General features: G+C 61.7%; 16 protein-coding genes and 1 pseudogene. All 17 read left to right on the top strand.

The window, feature by feature from the left end:
* The first annotated feature begins 144 nt into the window (after positions 1–144).
* The 17 genes and pseudogenes from cbiE (at position 145) to AC07OG_RS21515 (ending at position 16893) form a co-directional block, all read left to right on the top strand.
* Complete coding sequence (cbiE, locus tag AC07OG_RS21435) at positions 145–1356, top strand: precorrin-6y C5,15-methyltransferase (decarboxylating) subunit CbiE (protein ID WP_495068025.1); 1212 nt, start codon at positions 145–147, stop codon at positions 1354–1356.
* Positions 1349–2446, top strand: coding sequence for a cobalt-precorrin-5B (C(1))-methyltransferase (locus AC07OG_RS21440; protein WP_495068026.1), 1098 nt, complete (start codon positions 1349–1351; stop codon positions 2444–2446). The genes cbiE and AC07OG_RS21440 overlap by 8 nt, the downstream gene beginning before the upstream one ends.
* Positions 2443–3171 carry a cobalt-precorrin-6A reductase gene (locus AC07OG_RS21445; protein ID WP_495068027.1) on the top strand — a complete coding sequence of 243 codons (729 nt, stop codon included), beginning with the start codon at positions 2443–2445 and terminating at the stop codon, positions 3169–3171. The genes AC07OG_RS21440 and AC07OG_RS21445 overlap by 4 nt, the downstream gene beginning before the upstream one ends.
* 136 nt (positions 3172–3307) lie before the next feature.
* A pseudogene (locus AC07OG_RS21450) lies at positions 3308–3412 on the top strand (helix-turn-helix domain-containing transcriptional regulator); the annotation flags it as partial.
* Between the two features lie 97 nt (positions 3413–3509).
* Positions 3510–3908 (top strand): DUF2946 domain-containing protein, encoded by a 399-nt coding sequence (locus tag AC07OG_RS21455; protein WP_060542804.1) that lies wholly within the window; start codon positions 3510–3512, stop codon positions 3906–3908.
* A gap of 48 nt (positions 3909–3956) precedes the next feature.
* Positions 3957–4436 carry a copper chaperone PCu(A)C gene (locus tag AC07OG_RS21460; RefSeq protein WP_060542803.1) on the top strand — a complete coding sequence of 160 codons (480 nt, stop codon included), beginning with the start codon at positions 3957–3959 and terminating at the stop codon, positions 4434–4436.
* Between the two features lie 21 nt (positions 4437–4457).
* A complete protein-coding gene (locus AC07OG_RS21465) occupies positions 4458–4916 on the top strand; it encodes a DUF2946 domain-containing protein (RefSeq protein WP_495068028.1) in 459 nt (152 codons plus the stop codon).
* A gap of 86 nt (positions 4917–5002) precedes the next feature.
* Entirely contained in the window at positions 5003–7120 is a 2118-nt protein-coding gene (locus AC07OG_RS21470; protein WP_495068029.1) for a TonB-dependent copper receptor, read from the top strand.
* Between the two features lie 129 nt (positions 7121–7249).
* Complete coding sequence (locus AC07OG_RS21475; protein WP_495068030.1) at positions 7250–8629, top strand: PepSY-associated TM helix domain-containing protein; 1380 nt, start codon at positions 7250–7252, stop codon at positions 8627–8629.
* A 269-nt stretch (positions 8630–8898) separates the two neighbouring features.
* Positions 8899–10164, top strand: a complete 1266-nt coding sequence (gene urtA / locus AC07OG_RS21480; RefSeq protein ID WP_060542799.1) for an urea ABC transporter substrate-binding protein — start codon at positions 8899–8901, stop codon at positions 10162–10164.
* Positions 10165–10669: 505 nt separating this feature from the next.
* Positions 10670–12172 (top strand): urea ABC transporter permease subunit UrtB, encoded by a 1503-nt coding sequence (gene urtB / locus AC07OG_RS21485; protein ID WP_495068031.1) that lies wholly within the window; start codon positions 10670–10672, stop codon positions 12170–12172.
* Positions 12172–13251, top strand: coding sequence for an urea ABC transporter permease subunit UrtC (gene urtC / locus AC07OG_RS21490; protein WP_060542797.1), 1080 nt, complete (start codon positions 12172–12174; stop codon positions 13249–13251). Before urtB ends, urtC begins: the two co-directional genes overlap by 1 nt.
* Positions 13248–14117 carry an urea ABC transporter ATP-binding protein UrtD gene (gene urtD / locus AC07OG_RS21495; protein WP_495068032.1) on the top strand — a complete coding sequence of 290 codons (870 nt, stop codon included), beginning with the start codon at positions 13248–13250 and terminating at the stop codon, positions 14115–14117. Before urtC ends, urtD begins: the two co-directional genes overlap by 4 nt.
* A gap of 130 nt (positions 14118–14247) precedes the next feature.
* Entirely contained in the window at positions 14248–14946 is a 699-nt protein-coding gene (gene urtE, locus AC07OG_RS21500; protein ID WP_137807128.1) for an urea ABC transporter ATP-binding subunit UrtE, read from the top strand.
* Positions 14947–15000: 54 nt separating this feature from the next.
* Positions 15001–15837 (top strand): urease accessory protein UreD, encoded by an 837-nt coding sequence (locus AC07OG_RS21505; RefSeq protein WP_495068033.1) that lies wholly within the window; start codon positions 15001–15003, stop codon positions 15835–15837.
* Between the two features lie 210 nt (positions 15838–16047).
* Positions 16048–16350 carry an urease subunit gamma gene (ureA, locus tag AC07OG_RS21510; protein WP_007907366.1) on the top strand — a complete coding sequence of 101 codons (303 nt, stop codon included), beginning with the start codon at positions 16048–16050 and terminating at the stop codon, positions 16348–16350.
* A gap of 9 nt (positions 16351–16359) precedes the next feature.
* Positions 16360–16893: a GNAT family N-acetyltransferase gene (locus AC07OG_RS21515; protein ID WP_218425775.1), complete on the top strand. Its 534-nt coding sequence runs from the start codon at positions 16360–16362 to the stop codon at positions 16891–16893.
* The last annotated feature ends 1 nt before the right edge of the window (position 16894 follow it).

The following is a 16894-nucleotide window of genomic DNA, read 5'->3' on the forward strand; positions in this document are numbered from 1 at the left end:
CAATGGACGGCAAAAGTGCGCGGTATTATGCCTGCTTTACTTCACCGCATGAAAAGACTCCGGTCGGGAATACAAGGCAGTCAGTTCAGGGAACCCGCGCTATCATGCCGCCCAATAACGATGAACGCGCGATTGAGGGACGGCATGACACCCTGGCTGACGGTAGTAGGCATTGGTGAAGACGGTTTCAAAGGCCTGGGCAAGAATGCCCGCCATGCGTTGTTGCGTGCATCGAAGATCTTCGGCGGCCAGCGGCATCTGGATTTATTGCCAGCGTGCATAGGCGGCGAACAACTGACTTGGCCCAGCCCCTTCTCCCTCGATCCGTTGCTGGCGCTGCGGGGTGAACCCGTGTGCGTCCTGGCCAGCGGCGATCCGATGTTCTTCGGTGTCGGCGCCAGCCTCGCTCGACTACTGCCCTGCGATGACATGCTGATACTGCCGGCACCCTCATCCTGCTCACTGGCCGCCGCGCGAATGGGCTGGCCGTTGCAGGATGTGGTCACGCTGTCGGTTGTCGCCCGCCCGATCACGGCGCTCAACGCGCAGTTGTTCAGCGGCATTCGTTTGCTGGTACTCAGCAACGACGGCCAAAGCCCTGCCGCGATTGCCGCGCTGTTACGCGAACGCGGATTCGGGCCGAGTCGTCTGAGCGTGCTGGAACATCTGGGCGGCGAAGCCGAACGTCGTATCGATGGCATCGCCAGCGACTGGAGCGATCCGGCAATCGCCGACCTGAACCTGGTCGCCATCGAGTGCATCGCTGAACCCGGCACACCGCGCCTGTCGCGTCTGGCCGGCCTGCCCGACTCGGCATTCAGGCACGACGGCCAGCTGACCAAACGCGATGTACGCGCGATCACCCTCGCCCGCCTCGCCCCGGTCCCTGGCGAACTATTGTGGGATGTCGGTGCCGGCAGTGGCTCGATCGGCATCGAATGGATGCGCGCCCATCCTGGCTGCCGGGCGCTGGCCATCGAGGCGGATGACGGGCGGCAACAGTTGATCGAGCACAATCGTGATGCCCTCGGCGTGCCCGGCCTGCAATTGATTCGCGGCAGTGCGCCGCAAGCCCTGGCCGGGCTGGAAGCTCCGGATGCGATTTTCATCGGCGGCGGCGTCACTCGTGAAGGCGTGCTCGACACCTGCTGGGCCGCGCTCAAGCCCGGGGGTCGCCTGATCGCCAATGCCGTCACCCTGCAAAGCGAAATGGCCCTGATGGCGTGGCGCGAAATGCACGGCGGCGAGCTGACCCGCATTCATATCGCTCAGGCACAACCGCTGGGCGAGTTCGATACCTGGCGCCAGGCCTTGCCGATTACCCTGCTGGACGTGACAAAACCTTTCGATGCGTGACGAAACCGCCGAACAACCCGCCCCGCTGCGCAGTGGCCTGACCACTGGCAGTTGCGCCACCGCCACCTGCCTCTCTGCCGCACGCCTGTTGCTCGCCGGCAGCAGCGCTGACGCGGTGCAGATCGTGTTGCCCAAGGGTAAACAGGTGCAGATGCGCCTGGAGTTCTGCCGCCTGACCGATGACGGTGCGGAAGCGGGCACGATCAAGGATGCCGGCGACGATCCGGACGTGACCCACGGCGCCCTGCTCTACTCCCGGGTACGCCTGAGCAGCGAACCGGGGGTTCGTTTCCATGCCGGGCGTGGCGTCGGCACGGTGACCCGGCCCGGGCTGGTGCTGGCCGTCGGTGAGCCGGCGATCAATCCGGTGCCGCGCAAAATGATCACTGATCACTTGACTCAACTGGCCAGCGAACATGGCTACAGCGGTGGTTTCGAGGTCACGGTAAACGTGAAGGATGGCGAAGCCCTTGCGTTGAAAACCATGAACCCGCGCCTGGGCATTCTCGGCGGCTTGTCGATCCTCGGCACCAGTGGCATCGTCCGGCCATTTTCCTGCGCGGCCTACATTGCCTCGATTCACCAAGGCATAGACGTGGCCAAGACCAACGGTTACCTGCACATCGCCGCCTGCACCGGCAACGCCAGCGAAGACACCATGCGCCGGGTCTACGACCTGCCGGAAATTGCCCTGATCGAAATGGGCGACTTTGTTGGGGCCGTGCTCAAGCACCTGCGCAAAGTGCCTGTGGATAAACTCAGCCTGTGTGGCGGCTTTGGCAAGATCAGCAAGCTGGCGTCCGGGCACATGGATTTGCACAGCCGTCATTCGAGCATCGACCTGCCGCAGCTGGCGTTATGGGCGGCAGCCATCGGCGCCGATGCGCAACTACAGCAAGGCATCCGCGAAGCCAATACCAGTCAACAAGCCCTGGCGATGGCCAGTGCGGCGGGAATTGCCCTGGGCGATGAGGTGTGCAGGCATGCCCTGGAATTTGCCCGCAGCGTGGTACCGGCGCAGGTTCAGGTGGAAGTCTTTGCTATCGATCGCCAGGGTGGAATTGTCGGCCACGCGGGAGCTTTTCAATGAAGCGCATTTTGTTGCTCGGCGGTGTGACCGAAGCCCTGGCCATCGCCCGAACGCTGGGGCCGCAGCATATCTACAGCCTGGCCGGCGTCGGCCGGGTACCGACGGATCTGCAGTGCCAGGTTCGCGTAGGCGGCTATGGTGGTGCAGAAGGCCTGGCGCAGTTTGTTCGCGATGAAGGCATCGATCTGTTGCTCGATGCCACTCATCCCTACGCTGCGCAAATCAGCCACAACGCCGCAACCGCCGCTCGCTTGAGCGGCATTCCCTGCTGGGCATTGCGGCGTCCGGCGTGGCAGGCCCGGACGGGGGATGACTGGCGAGAAGTCAGGGATTGGGCCGAACTGACCGAAGCCCTGAAACCTTTCCGTCGACCACTGTTTACCCTGGGTCGCGAACCCCTGGAGCATCTGCACGAAATCCCCCCTGAGCAATTCTGGACCCTGCGCGCGCTGGAGGTTTATCCCGGCAACGCCCGCTGCGAAGTGATCGGCGCCCGCGGGCCTTTCCTGCTCGACGATGAACGCGCCTTGTTTGAACGCCGCAACATCGACGTGCTGATCAGCAAAAACAGCGGCAGCACCGCCACCGAACCGAAGCTGGACGTAGCGCGCGAGCGTGGGCTGCCGGTGATTGTCCTGCAGCGGCCGCCATTGCCGAGTGTTGAACGGGAGTTTGAGTCGGTGGCGCAAGCGCTGGCAGCGCTCTCGCTATCGAATCGCTTTTGATGCCTGCATGACTTTCGACTTCTCCTACAGATCCTTCAGAAATCGCCGGTATCGACACTACGGTTCCGGCCCTAAAGTCAGCCCCCCGCTGATCTCGTCAAGCGCATCGCTGCACAAGTCAAATCAAAAACGAGGCGAAAGCCTGTACAAAGCGCTGAGCAGCACTGGCAATCCGGAATTCGCGACTATTATGAAAGTGATGAAGGCGTTGGGTTTGCGATTGCATGCTGTTGCTCTCTGAACGCTGCGACACCACACCGCACGCGGTGTTTTTACTTATCGGCCTTGATCAGGCTAAATAGCCCGCGCCTGATCGCTCACCCAACCGGATTTGTCCCATGTCCCGACAACGGCTCGCAATTGCCTGGATAGCCTGCTTCGCAGTGCTGTTCAACCTGCTCGCCATGCCGATGTCCGGAGCAATGGCGCAGTCGGCCAAGGCGCCTGCCGAACAATTGTTGTGGGGCAGTTTCTGTTCGTCCGGCGGCACCAAGATGGTGGCGATTTCCCTGGGCGATATCGGGCAGAAAGCCCCGCAAGGCGACGAACACTCCAACATGCAGCATTGCTGGTGCTGCTCCGGATCCGCTGCGCTGGTGGCGCTACCCGGGCATGAACCGCAACTGTATTTCGCCCGTTTCGAATCCAATCGAAGCCTGCCCGCCGCTTCTCTCGATACACCGACACCGCGCCAGCAATGGCCGAGTCTCAACCCCCGCGCGTCTCCTCTGGTGTGATTCTTTCTCGCAATTGACCTGCGTCCTGAATCGCCCTGGAGAACTGCCATGTTGAACAAACTCATCGTCCTGGCCGCCTTGCTGCTGCCTGCCTGCTTTGCCAATGCCGACGAATACAAGGTCGGCGCACTGGAAATCGCCACCCCCTGGTCCCAGGAGTTGCCGCCTAACGCACCGACCGTGGCTGCCTATTTCGTCATCCACAACCAAGGCAACGCTGCCGACCGTCTGCTCAGCGTCGACTCGCCGGTTTCCGGCGAAGCTCAGCTGCACGAGCATGTGATGCACAACGACCTGATGAAAATGCAGCCGGTAACCAGCGTGCAAATCCCTGCGGGCGGCGAAGTCACTTTCGCGCCGATGGCTTACCACGTGATGTTGGTGAATCTCAAAGACCGCAGCCTGCTCAGTGACGGCAAGCACTTTCCATTGACCCTGCACTTCGAGAAGGCCGGTGACGTGACGGTCGAAGTTGTGGTGCGCAAGCAGGCACCGGATAGCGTGCAAGCGCACGTACACAACCCGTAATCGCCTGAGTCAAAGCCGCCCATGCGCCCGCTTAGCGCCAGCAGATCCTTGCCCGTCCGTCAGCCATTGAGCCTGACACGCGGCAGTTGGATCAGCCTGTTCGCCATGCTGATGATCTTTATCGGTCCGCTGATTTCTCAGTCGATGCCGATGGATTCGCGCACCCCCATGCCTATGAACATGCCCATGGATATGAGCATGGACATGAGCATGGATATGGCTGCGATGGATCACGCCGACCACGGCACTCAAGCTGCCGCCGAACACTGTCCACCTGCAGCCGGGCATCATGCGCTGTGGGAAAAATGTGGCTATTGCAGCCTGCTGTTCAACTGCCCGGCACTCACCGGTGGCGAGTCTTTCACGACGTTCGCCATCGCGCACGCCAACACCTTCACCCCACCCTCACCTCGCTTGGGCCATGCCCGGCAAACCTTCTTCCCCGGCGCCCGCAGCCGCGCCCCGCCCGTCGTCGCGTAAACAACCACTCCGGATTTCACACACGGTTGAGAAGACAGCCCGAGGCTGCCGACCGTGTCGTTTACGAATGTTCGATGGAAATTGTCATGTCCAGGTTTTCTGCTGCCCCGTGCTTGAGCATTGCCCAAGCCTCTTTAGCTCTGAACGAATCCAGTGTTCGTTTCAGGCACGCCACCGCGATCCTGTGCGGTGCCTTGCTGGCGCCATCTGCGCTGGCCGATGACCATTCAGCTCACAGTGAAGAACTGAGCCCGACGGTCATCACCGCCATTGCTCCGAGTTCACCCCTGACCATCGTCACCAACCCCAAGGACCCGCGCCAACCGGTACCGGCCAGCGATGGCGGTGATTATCTGAAAACCATTCCGGGCTTCGCCCTGGTGCGCAATGGCGGCACCAATGGCGATCCGGTGCTGCGCGGCATGTTCGGCTCACGCCTGAATATCCTCACCAACGGCAGCATGCTGCTGGGCGCCTGCCCAGGCCGCATGGACGCCCCGACCTCGTACATTTCGCCGGAAACCTACGACCAGCTCACCGTGATCAAAGGCCCGCAATCAGTTCTATGGGGACCAGGCGCCTCGGCCGGCACCGTCCTCTTCGACCGCGAACCGGAACACTTCGGCGAACTGGGCACGCGGGTAAACGCCAGCGTACTGGCCGGCTCCAATAGCCGCTTCGACAAAGTCGTTGATGCGGCCGCCGGCGGCCCGTCGGGCTACGTGCGAGTCATCGGCAACACCGCACACTCTGACGATTACCAGGACGGTAACAACGACACCGTGCCGTCGCGCTACGACAAATGGAACGGTGACGTTGCCGTTGGCTGGACCCCGAACGCCGATACCTTGCTGGAGCTGACTGCCGGCAAGGGCGATGGCGAAGCGCGTTACGCCGGGCGCGGCATGGATGGCTCACAGTTCCTGCGTGAGAGCCTTGGCCTGCGCTTCGAGCAATCGAACATCGGTGACGTGCTGGATAAGGTCGAGGCGCAGGTCTACTACAACTACGCCGATCACGTGATGGACAACTACACGCTGCGCACGCCGTCCGGTACCGGGATGATGGCCGGCCCCATGGCGTCAAACGTCGACCGTCGCACCCTGGGCGCCCGGATCAAGGCCACCTGGCGCTGGGCCGATGTGCAACTGATCAGCGGCCTCGACGCGCAGACCAACGAACACCGCCAGCGCAGTGCCATGGGCATCGACACCTACAAAAACCAGCCCTTCACCAAGGACGCCGACTTTCACAATTACGGCGTGTTCAGCGAGCTGACCTGGTACGCCGCCGACCGTGACCGCTTGATCAGCGGCGCACGCCTGGATCGCGCTTCGGCCAAGGATTACCGGCAAACACTCGGCTCGGGAATGTCGACCCGGCCCAATCCGACCCTCGACGACACCCGTGCCGACACCCTGCCGAGCGGTTTCGTCCGCTACGAGCACGACCTGGCCGACAGCCCGACCTCCCTGTACGCAGGCCTCGGCCACAGCCAGCGCTTTCCCGATTACTGGGAGCTGTTTTCGCCTAACTCCGGCCCCGCAGGTTCAGTGAACGCCTTCGATTCGATCAAGCCGGAAAAAACCACTCAGCTTGATTTCGGCCTGCAATACAAAACCGCAGACCTTGAAGCCTGGGCCTCGGGTTACATCGGCCAGGTGCGCGACTACATCCTGTTCGACTACACCCCCGGGATGATGGGTACGACCTCGCAAGCGCAGAACATCGACGCGCGAATCATGGGCGGCGAGCTGGGCGCGGCCTACAACCTGACCGCCAACTGGAAAGCCGATGCAACCCTGGCCTACGCCTGGGGCAAGAACAGCAGCGATGGCAACGCCTTGCCGCAGATGCCACCCCTGGATGCGCGTTTCGGTCTGACTTACAGCGAAGACAACTGGAGCGCCGGGGCACTGTGGAGAGTGGTCGCGGCGCAAAACCGTATCGACCAGAACAAGGGCAACGTAGTCGGCAAGGACTTCGACAAGACGCCGGGTTTCGGCGTGTTCTCCCTCAACGGTGCCTGGCGGATCAACAAAAACTGGAAGGTCAGCAGTGGCGTCGACAACCTGTTCGGCAAGGCTTACGCCGAGCATTTGAACCTGGCCGGCAACGCAGGTTTCGGCTATCCGGCCAGTGACCCGCAAGCCATCAAGGAACCGGGGCGCACGCTCTGGACCAAGGTCGATATGAGTTTCTGACAAGAAAAAAGATCGCAGCCTCAGGCTGCTCCTACATTGGACCGCCGTACACCCTGTAGGAGCTGTCGAGTGAAACGAGGCTGCGATTTTTTAAACAATAAATGATTTCGGCACAGCGGAGCACACGTGATGAAACAGCCCAAAGTGAATTTCTACAACATGGCCTGGCGCTGGCATTTCTATGCCGGGTTATTCGTCGCGCCTTTCATGGTGATGCTGGCCCTGACCGGCACCATCTACCTGTTCAAACCGCAGCTCGACTCGCTGATGTACAGCAGCCTGCTCAACGTGCCGGCCGGACATCACACCGTGCCGGCTGATGACCTGCTGACACGGGTCAAAGCTGCTTATCCACAGGGCCAGGTCAGCCAGTACCTGCCACCGGTAAATGCGCAGCGCAGCGCGCAGTTCGTCGTCCTCGACGCCGGCAAGGAGCTGAACGTTTTCGTCGACCCCTACCACGGTGACATTCTCGGCGAGCAAGACGCGAAGAAAAACCTGCAGGCCATTGCCCGGGCGATTCATGGCGAACTGATGATCGGCACCGTGGGTGATCGACTGATCGAACTGGCCGCCGGTTGGGGCATTGTGCTGGTGGTGTCCGGCGTGTTCCTGTGGTGGCCGCGCGGCCAGGCGGCGGGCATCCTGTGGCCACGCCTGAACAGCCGCGGTCGCGTGCTATGGCGTGACCTGCACGCTGTGACCGGGTTCTGGGGTGCATCCCTGCTGCTGGTGATGCTGCTCAGCGGCATGACCTGGACCGGGTTCTGGGGCAAGCAATATGCAGAAGTCTGGAACACCTTCCCGGCCGCCATGTGGGATGACGTGCCCAAGTCCGATGTCGAGGCGCGCAGCCTCAACACCGCCACGCGCCAGACCGTGCCATGGGCCATGGAAAACACACCGATGCCAATGTCCGGCGGCCATGCCGAACACATGGGTCACGACGCTGCATCTGCCGGCCCGGCCGCGCCGACCATCCGCCTGCAAGACGTGCAGAACATCGCCACCCAACGCAAGGTCGAAGCAGGCTACAGCATCACCTTGCCGACCTCCGCGACCGGTGTGTTCACCATCGCCGTATTCGCCGACGACCCGCGCAACGACGCCACCCTGCATGTTGATCAGTACACCGGCAACGTTCTTGCCGATGTGCGCTTCGAGCATTACGGGACCGTCGCACGCGCCACGGAGATTGGCGCGATGCTCCACGAAGGCAAAATGTTCGGCGTGTTAAACCAGATTATCGTGCTGCTGATTTGCCTGATGATTCTGCTCAGCGCCGTCAGCGGCGTGGTGATCTGGTGGAAGCGTCGCCCGCAAGGCAAGTTCGGGGTACCGCCGCTGCGCCACGACCTGCCGAAATGGAAAACCGCGATGGTGATCATGTTCGCCCTGGCGGTAGCGTTCCCGCTGGTGGGTGCTTCGCTGGTGGTGGTCTGGCTGCTCGATCGGGTGCTGTTGTCGCGCTTCACCCGACAAACTGAACCTACCTCTTCGTCCTCATGAGGCAGGCGATCGCCCGAACTCTCCTCTGACGTGCAGCAGCTGCCGCAGCCTGCGGCAGCTCCTGCAGGCACACCTTGCGCCCCAATGTGGCGCACCTCTTCGCACCACTGCCCCGACCTCGTCCCTTCATGGTGCGCCAGCGCCCCGCACAACTGCTCTGGCACGGTATTTCCCTGTCTTTTCCCGACCGGGCACAGCCCTTGCTAAAGACCCTTCAGTAGTCCGCATCTGCCAACCAAGAAAACTTCCAAGTTCATGGAGATCGCACAATGAAGCGTCGCAGCTTGATCAAGGCTTTCACACTATCTGCAAGCATTGCCGCCATGGGTATGACCTGGACCGTCCAGGCTGCTGAGACCATCAAGGTCGGCATCCTGCACTCCCTGTCCGGGACCATGGCGATCTCCGAGACGTCGCTCAAGGACATGGCCTTGATGACCATCGACGAAATCAACGCCAAGGGCGGTGTGAACGGCAAGATGCTCGAACCGGTAGTCGTGGACCCTGCATCGAACTGGCCCCTGTTCGCCGAGAAGGGCCGACAGTTGCTGACCCAGGACAAGGTCGCTGTGGTGTTCGGCTGCTGGACTTCGGTGTCGCGTAAGTCGGTGCTGCCGGTGTTTGAAGAACTCAACGGCCTGCTGTTCTACCCGGTGCAATACGAAGGTGAAGAGATGTCGCCGAACGTGTTCTACACCGGTGCCGCACCGAACCAGCAAGCGATCCCGGCGGTGGAATACCTGATGAGCGAAGAAGGTGGCAGCGCCAAACGCTATTTCCTGCTTGGCACCGACTACGTCTACCCGCGCACCACCAACAAGATTCTGCGTTCGTTCCTGCACTCCAAAGGCGTGGCCGACAAGGACATCGAAGAGGTTTACACGCCGTTCGGTCACAGCGATTACCAGACCATCGTTGCCAACATCAAGAAGTTCTCGGCGGGCGGCAAGACTGCAGTTATTTCCACGGTCAACGGCGACTCCAATGTGCCGTTCTATAAAGAGCTGGCCAACCAGGGCCTGAAAGCTACGGATGTACCGGTCGTGGCGTTCTCGGTCGGCGAAGAAGAGCTGCGCGGTATCGACACCAAACCATTGGTGGGCAACCTGGCAGCGTGGAACTACTTCGAGTCGGTGGAAAATCCGGCGAACAAGAAATTCGTCGCTGACTGGAAAGCCTACGCCAAGAAACACAACCTGCCGGGTGCCGATAAAGCGGTGACCAACGACCCGATGGAGGCCACCTACGTGGGTATCCATATGTGGGCCCAGGCTGCGGAAAAAGCCAAATCCACCGACGTCGACAAAGTCCGCGAAGCCCTCGCCGGCCAGACGTTCGCTGCGCCGTCCGGTTACACCCTGACCATGGACAAGACCAACCACCACCTGCACAAGCCGGTGATGATCGGCGAGATCCAGGCCGACGGTCAGTTCAACGTGGTGTGGCAGACCGAAGGACCGATCCGTGCCCAGCCATGGAGCCCGTTCATTCCGGGTAACGACAAGAAGCCGGAATATGCGGTGAAGAGCAACTGAGGCGAATTCGGGTTTTGAGGCGGGCTTGAGAACCACCCCCTCACCCCAACCCTCTCCCCCAGGGGGGAGAGGGGGAAAGGGAGCCGATCTTCAAGCTTTTCAAAGGCTGAGTTCGACGCAATACGGAGCCGGTTTTCAAGCTTTTCAAAGCCTGAGTTCGACACAGGATTGTCAGGTCGATGCTGATGACCAAACAACCCGGTCAGCGTCCTCGCCCACAAGCGTGCGAGGGAAATGGAGCCGGTTTTCAAAGCCTGAGTTCGACACAGGATTGCCAGGTCGATGCTGGATGACCAAACAACCCGGTCAGCGTCCTCGCCCACAAGCGTGCGAGGGAAATGGAACCGGTTTTCAAAGCCTGAGTTCGACACAGGATTGCCAGGTCGATGCTGGATGACCAAACAACCCGGTCAGTCCCCTCTCCCTCTGGGAGAGGGTTAGGGTGAGGGGCGGATTCAACGCCGAACCCAGCTCCATCGGCCACCGCAGACAGGAACCACCACCAATGCCCACTGCCTTGCACCGCTTCATCCTCGCCATGGCACTGCTACTGCCGATGGCCTCCCATGCTGGTGACGCCGAAGACTTCGTCGCCGCAAACCCCATGCAGCAAGCAAAACTGCTTGAATCCTGGGCCGCCCAACCCGACCCGGCCCGCATCGAACTGGTCAACGCCCTTCAACAAGGCGAATTGACCGTCGACGGCCAGCCGAAAACCCTGCGCCTGAACAACCGCCTGCGGGGCCTGATCGACACCGCGCTGGCCAGCCATCAGCTCCTCGCCGCCGATGCCAAGATACGTCTGGGCGCCGCACAGCAACTGCAGAAAAGTGCAAAACCGGCGCAGCTGAAATTCCTCGACCAGCAACTGGCGGGCGAAAAAGACGAAACCGTTCACGCCGCCCTGAGCCTGGCCCTGGCCAACCTGCAACTGGTCGATGCGGAGCCCGCCGTGCGCCTCGCCGCCGTGCGTTTGCTGGGTGCAACCGGCGACCCGTTGGCCCGCACTCGCCTCGAAGGCTTGCTCGAACCGGGCGTCGAAACCGATGCCGGCGTACGTACCGCCGCCGAAACCAGCCTGGCGCAAGTCAAACGCAAACTGCTGGTGGGCGAACTGCTTGGCCAGGCCTTCAGCGGCATGTCGCTCGGCTCGATTCTGCTCCTGGCGGCCCTGGGTCTGGCCATCACCTTCGGCCTGCTCGGCGTGATCAACATGGCCCACGGCGAAATGCTGATGATCGGCGCCTACTCGACTTATGTCGTGCAGTTGCTGTTCCAGCGCTACGCCCCGCAGGCCATCGAGTTCTACCCGTTGATCGCCCTGCCGATGGCGTTTTTTGTCACCGCGGCGATCGGCATGGCGCTGGAACGCACGATCATTCGCCATCTCTATGGCCGGCCGCTGGAGACCCTGCTCGCCACCTGGGGCATCAGCCTGATGCTGATACAACTGGTGCGTCTGGTGTTCGGCGCACAGAACGTGGAAGTCGCCAACCCGGCATGGCTGTCAGGCGGCATTCAAGTGCTGCCGAATCTGGTGCTGCCATACAACCGCATCGTGATCATTGCCTTCGCCCTGTTTGTGGTGGTGCTGACCTGGCTGCTGTTGAACAGGACGCGCCTGGGTCTCAACGTCCGCGCAGTCACTCAGAACCGCAACATGGCCGCCTGCTGCGGCGTGCCTACCGGGCGTGTGGACATGCTCGCCTTCGGTCTCGGCTCGGGCATTGCAGGACTCGGCGGCGTGGCCCTGAGCCAGATCGGCAACGTCGGCCCCGACCTCGGCCAGAGCTACATCATCGATTCGTTCCTGGTGGTGGTGCTGGGCGGTGTCGGCCAACTGGCGGGCAGCGTACTGGCCGCCTTCGGCCTGGGCATTGCCAACAAGATTCTCGAACCGCAGATCGGTGCAGTACTCGGCAAGATCCTCATCCTCGCGCTGATCATTCTGTTCATCCAGAAGCGTCCGCAAGGCCTCTTCGCACTGAAAGGACGGGTGATCGACTGATGAACCAGCCCCTGATGCTCACGGCCACACAAAAGGCCGGCCCCAAGGTAACCCTCGCTGTCGGTGCAGTGACCCTCGTTGTGCTGCTGGCATTGCCGCTGCTCTCGCTGCTGTCGCCGGACAGCTCACTGCACATCTCTGCCTATACCCTGACCCTGGTGGGCAAGATTCTTTGCTACGCCATCGTCGCCCTGGCCCTGGATCTGGTCTGGGGTTACGCCGGATTGCTCTCGCTCGGTCACGGCCTGTTCTTCGCCCTCGGCGGCTACGCGATGGGCATGTACCTGATGCGCCAGGCCTCCGGCGATGGCTTGCCGGCCTTCATGACCTTCCTGTCGTGGACCGAATTGCCGTGGTACTGGACCGGCACCAGCAGCTTCCTCTGGGCCATGTGCCTGGTGGTCTTGGCGCCTGGATTGCTGGCGCTGGTGTTCGGCTTCTTTGCCTTCCGTTCGCGGATCAAGGGCGTGTATTTCTCGATCATGACCCAGGCCCTGACCTTCGCCGGCATGCTCCTGTTTTTCCGCAACGAAACCGGCTTTGGCGGCAACAACGGCTTCACCAATTTCCGCACCATCCTCGGTTTCGGCATCACTGAACCCGCGACCCGCGCGGTACTGTTTTTCGCCACGGTGCTGTTGCTGCTGGCGAGCCTGTTCATCGGCTGGCGGCTGGCGCAAAGCAAGTTTGGCCGGGTGCTGACCGCGCTTCGGGATGCCGAGAACAGGCTGATGTTCTGCGGTTACGACCCCCGTGGCTTCAAGCTGTTCGTCTGGGTGTTGAGCGCCGTGTTGTGCGGCCTGGCGGGTGCCTTGTACGTGCCGCAAGTCGGGATCATCAACCCGAGCGAAATGTCGCCGACCAACTCCATCGAAGCCGCCGTCTGGGTGGCACTCGGCGGTCGTGGCACCTTGATTGGCCCGCTGCTCGGCGCTGGCGTGGTCAATGGCATGAAGAGCTGGTTCACCGTGGCTTTCCCGGAGTACTGGCTGTTCTTCCTCGGTGCGCTGTTCATCGTCGTGACCCTGTACCTGCCCAAGGGCGTGATCGGTCTGCTGAAGAAAAGAGGTGAACAATGAGAGTGAATGCGACGGCTGAATTCATGCTCGAACCGGCCTTCTTTCCAGTGGAGCCGAACAAGGATGCCGGCAGCAGCCGCGACGCCATCGGCCTCGGTCAACGCGTCGGCCCAGGCCTGGACACTCGTCACGGCACCATCCTGACCCTGGAGGACATCAGCGTCAGCTTTGATGGATTCCGCGCCCTGAACAATCTGAACCTGTACATCGGCGTCGGCGAACTGCGCTGCATCATCGGCCCCAATGGTGCAGGCAAGACCACGCTGATGGACGTCATCACCGGCAAGACCCGGCCCAGCCACGGCAAGGCCTGGTTTGGCGAGACCCTGGACCTGACGCAGATGAGCGAAGTGCAGATCGCCCAGGCCGGCATCGGGCGCAAGTTCCAGAAGCCGACGGTGTTTGAAGCACTGAGCGTGTTCGAGAATCTGGAACTGGCGCAGAAAACCGACAAGTCGGTGTGGGCCAGTCTGCGGGCACGCTTGAGTGGCGAACAGAAAGACCGTATTGCCGAAGTACTGGACACCATACGCCTGACGACCTCGGTCAACCGCCCCGCCGGTCTGCTCTCCCATGGCCAGAAGCAGTTCCTGGAGATCGGCATGCTGCTGATGCAGGACCCGCAACTGTTGCTGCTCGACGAACCGGTGGCGGGCATGACTGACGCCGAAACCGAATTCACCGCCGAGCTGTTCAAAAGCCTGGCCGGCAAGCATTCGCTGATGGTGGTGGAGCACGACATGGGCTTTGTCGGCTCCATCGCCGACCACGTGACCGTGTTGCACCAGGGCAGCGTGCTGGCTGAAGGATCGCTGGAGCAGGTGCAGGATAACGAGCGGGTGATCGAGGTGTACCTCGGTCGCTAGACCTGTAAACACAGCCCCCTGTGGGAGCCGGCTTGCTGGCGATGGCGGCGTGTCAGCCAACATCATGGTCGCCTGCCCCACCGCGATCGCCAGCAAGCCGGCTTCTACAGGGGTTGAGAGGAATTTGAAGATGCTGCAAGTCGACAAGCTGCACCAGTACTACGGCGGAAGCCACATCCTGCGCGGCCTGACGTTCGACGTGAAGGTCGGTGAGGTCACCTGTCTGCTTGGGCGCAACGGCGTCGGCAAGACCACCCTGCTCAAATGCCTGATGGGGCTGTTGCCTGCCAAAGAAGGCGCGGTGAACTGGGAAGGCAAGCCGATCACCGCTTTCAAGCCACACCAGCGGGTGCATGCCGGCATCGCCTACGTACCCCAGGGCCGGGAGATATTTGGCCGGCTGACCGTGGAAGAAAATCTGCTGATGGGCCTGTCGCGCTTTCCCGGTTCCGAAGCCAGGGAGGTCCCGGCGTTCATCTATGAGCTGTTCCCGGTATTGCTGCAAATGAAACAACGCCGTGGCGGCGATCTGTCCGGCGGTCAGCAACAGCAACTGGCTATCGGCCGGGCACTGGCCAGCCGGCCACGCCTGCTGATCCTCGACGAACCTACCGAAGGCATCCAGCCGTCGGTGATCAAGGAGATCGGAGCGGTGATCAAGAAACTGGCGGCCCGTGGTGACATGGCGATCCTGCTGGTAGAGCAGTTCTACGACTTCGCCGCCGAACTGGCCGATCAATACCTGGTGATGTCCCGGGGCGAGATCGTGCAGCAGGGTCGCGGCGAAAACATGGAAGCCGAGGGCGTGCGCGGCCTGGTCACTATTTAAAGCTACGCTGCAGGGTTACGATAATCTGTAGCGTCCTAACGATAATTACAAAACATGAATTTACCTGCCTCGCTCCTGTTCACGCCCAGCTGGCACGCCGAGCTGGAACTGGCTTATGCCCGCTTCGGCGAGAGCACGCGCCCTGTCATGCGCCGCCACCAAGGCCCGTTGCGGGTGCAGAAACATCTGTATGCCGAGGGGCCGCAAGTCTGCCAGCACATCATCGTCCACCCTCCGGGCGGTATCGCCGGTGGTGATCGTCTGGACATCACGTCCAAGGTCGAGCGCGATGCCTGGGCGCAAATCACAAGTCCGGGCGCGGCGAAATGGTATCGCGCCGCCGGCCCCGCTTATCAACAGCTGAAACTGCACGTAGCAGCGGGGGCGACCCTGGAATGGCTGCCGCAGGAAACGATCATTTTCAGCGCCGCCCAGGCCGAACTCAGCACCTGCATCAACCTTGAAGGTGATGCCCGGCTGTTCTACTGGGACGTGGTGGCGTTGGGGCGACCGGCCAGTGGTGAGCGTTTCGACCTCGGGCATTTCCAGGCGCACCTGGATATCCGCCGTGACGGCCAGTTGCTCTGGCACGAACGTCAGCGCATTGTCGGGGCTGATGGCTTGCTCGATTCGCCGATAGGGCTGGATGGGCAGCCGGTGTTTGCGACATTACTGGTGACCGGGGAGATTGATAGCGAACTGCTTGAGCGCTGCCGCTCGCTGGCCAATGACGTGCGCGGGGATCTGACGCAATTGCCCGGGTTGCTGGTTGCGCGCTGTCTGGCCAGTGAAGCGTTGCTGGCGCGCGGCTGGCTGATTGATTTGTGGCGATTGCTCAGGCCGGCGCTGCTTGGCCGTGAGGCTGTGTTGCCGAGAATCTGGAGTACATGAAGGCCTACCCTCACCCCCCTCCCGCAGGGAGAGGGAGCCTGACCGATGTGATTGTTAAAGACACAAGAATGCAACTGACTGATCCGGACCTTACAAGCAACCGAGACCAGTCCCCTCTCCCTCCGGGAGAGGGCTAGGGTGAGGGGCCGTCGCATCTGACACACCCCACACCGCAAGAACCTCAAAAAACTGCCCTTATGGATTCAAACGATGGACCTGACCCCACGCGAAAAAGACAAGCTGCTGATCTTCACCGCCGGCCTCGTCGCCGAGCGGCGTTTGGCGCGCGGCGTGAAACTCAATTACCCGGAGGCCATGGCCTATATCTCCGCCGCCCTGCTCGAAGGCGCCCGTGACGGTCAGACCGTGGCCGAGCTGATGCACTTCGGCACCACCCTGCTGAGCCGCGAACAAGTGATGGAAGGCATCCCGGAAATGATCCCGGAGATCCAGGTCGAGGCCACCTTCCCCGACGGCACCAAACTGGTCACCGTCCATCAACCCATCGCCTGAGGCCGCGTCATGACTTACCACATTCGCGATGCCCTGCATGCCGACCTGCCGGCCATCCGTGACATCTACAACGACGCCGTGCTCAACACCACGGCAATCTGGAACGAGCAGGCGGTCGACCTCGGCAACCGCCAGGCCTGGTTCAGCGCCCGGCAATCCCAGAACTATCCGATCCTGGTGATTGTCGACGCCGATAACGCCGTGCTGGGCTACGCCTCATTCGGCGACTGGCGCCCGTTCGACGGCTTTCGCCACACGGTCGAGCACTCGGTGTATGTGCGCAGCGATCAGCGTGGCAACGGCCTCGGGCCGAAACTGATGGATGCGCTGGTCGAACGCGCCAAAGGCTGCGGCAAGCACGTGATGGTCGCTGCCATCGAAAGCGGCAACGCGGCGTCCATTCGCTTGCATGAGCGGATCGGCTTCGTGACTACCGGACAGATGCCTCAAGTAGGCACCAAGTTCGGCCGCTGGCTGGACCTGACTTTCATGCAATTGACCCTCAATCCCGGCGCGCAGCCACCCGGCGCCAAGCAGGAGTAAT

It is taken from the genome of Pseudomonas sp. GW821-FHT09H03 (genome assembly GCF_059415945.1).

Bases quoted from the DNA above. Each gene is read 5' to 3' on its own strand.
- cbiE (WP_495068025.1), top strand. From the start codon at position 145: ATGACACCCTGGCTGACGGTAGTAGGCATTGGTGAAGACGGTTTCAAA.
- AC07OG_RS21440 (WP_495068026.1), top strand. From the start codon at position 1,349: ATGCGTGACGAAACCGCCGAACAACCCGCCCCGCTGCGCAGTGGCCTG.
- AC07OG_RS21445 (WP_495068027.1), top strand. From the start codon at position 2,443: ATGAAGCGCATTTTGTTGCTCGGCGGTGTGACCGAAGCCCTGGCCATC.
- AC07OG_RS21455 (WP_060542804.1), top strand. From the start codon at position 3,510: ATGTCCCGACAACGGCTCGCAATTGCCTGGATAGCCTGCTTCGCAGTG.
- AC07OG_RS21460 (WP_060542803.1), top strand. From the start codon at position 3,957: ATGTTGAACAAACTCATCGTCCTGGCCGCCTTGCTGCTGCCTGCCTGC.
- AC07OG_RS21465 (WP_495068028.1), top strand. From the start codon at position 4,458: ATGCGCCCGCTTAGCGCCAGCAGATCCTTGCCCGTCCGTCAGCCATTG.
- AC07OG_RS21470 (WP_495068029.1), top strand. From the start codon at position 5,003: ATGTCCAGGTTTTCTGCTGCCCCGTGCTTGAGCATTGCCCAAGCCTCT.
- AC07OG_RS21475 (WP_495068030.1), top strand. From the start codon at position 7,250: ATGAAACAGCCCAAAGTGAATTTCTACAACATGGCCTGGCGCTGGCAT.
- urtA (WP_060542799.1), top strand. From the start codon at position 8,899: ATGAAGCGTCGCAGCTTGATCAAGGCTTTCACACTATCTGCAAGCATT.
- urtB (WP_495068031.1), top strand. From the start codon at position 10,670: ATGCCCACTGCCTTGCACCGCTTCATCCTCGCCATGGCACTGCTACTG.
- urtC (WP_060542797.1), top strand. From the start codon at position 12,172: ATGAACCAGCCCCTGATGCTCACGGCCACACAAAAGGCCGGCCCCAAG.
- urtD (WP_495068032.1), top strand. From the start codon at position 13,248: ATGAGAGTGAATGCGACGGCTGAATTCATGCTCGAACCGGCCTTCTTT.
- urtE (WP_137807128.1), top strand. From the start codon at position 14,248: ATGCTGCAAGTCGACAAGCTGCACCAGTACTACGGCGGAAGCCACATC.
- AC07OG_RS21505 (WP_495068033.1), top strand. From the start codon at position 15,001: ATGAATTTACCTGCCTCGCTCCTGTTCACGCCCAGCTGGCACGCCGAG.
- ureA (WP_007907366.1), top strand. From the start codon at position 16,048: ATGGACCTGACCCCACGCGAAAAAGACAAGCTGCTGATCTTCACCGCC.
- AC07OG_RS21515 (WP_218425775.1), top strand. From the start codon at position 16,360: ATGACTTACCACATTCGCGATGCCCTGCATGCCGACCTGCCGGCCATC.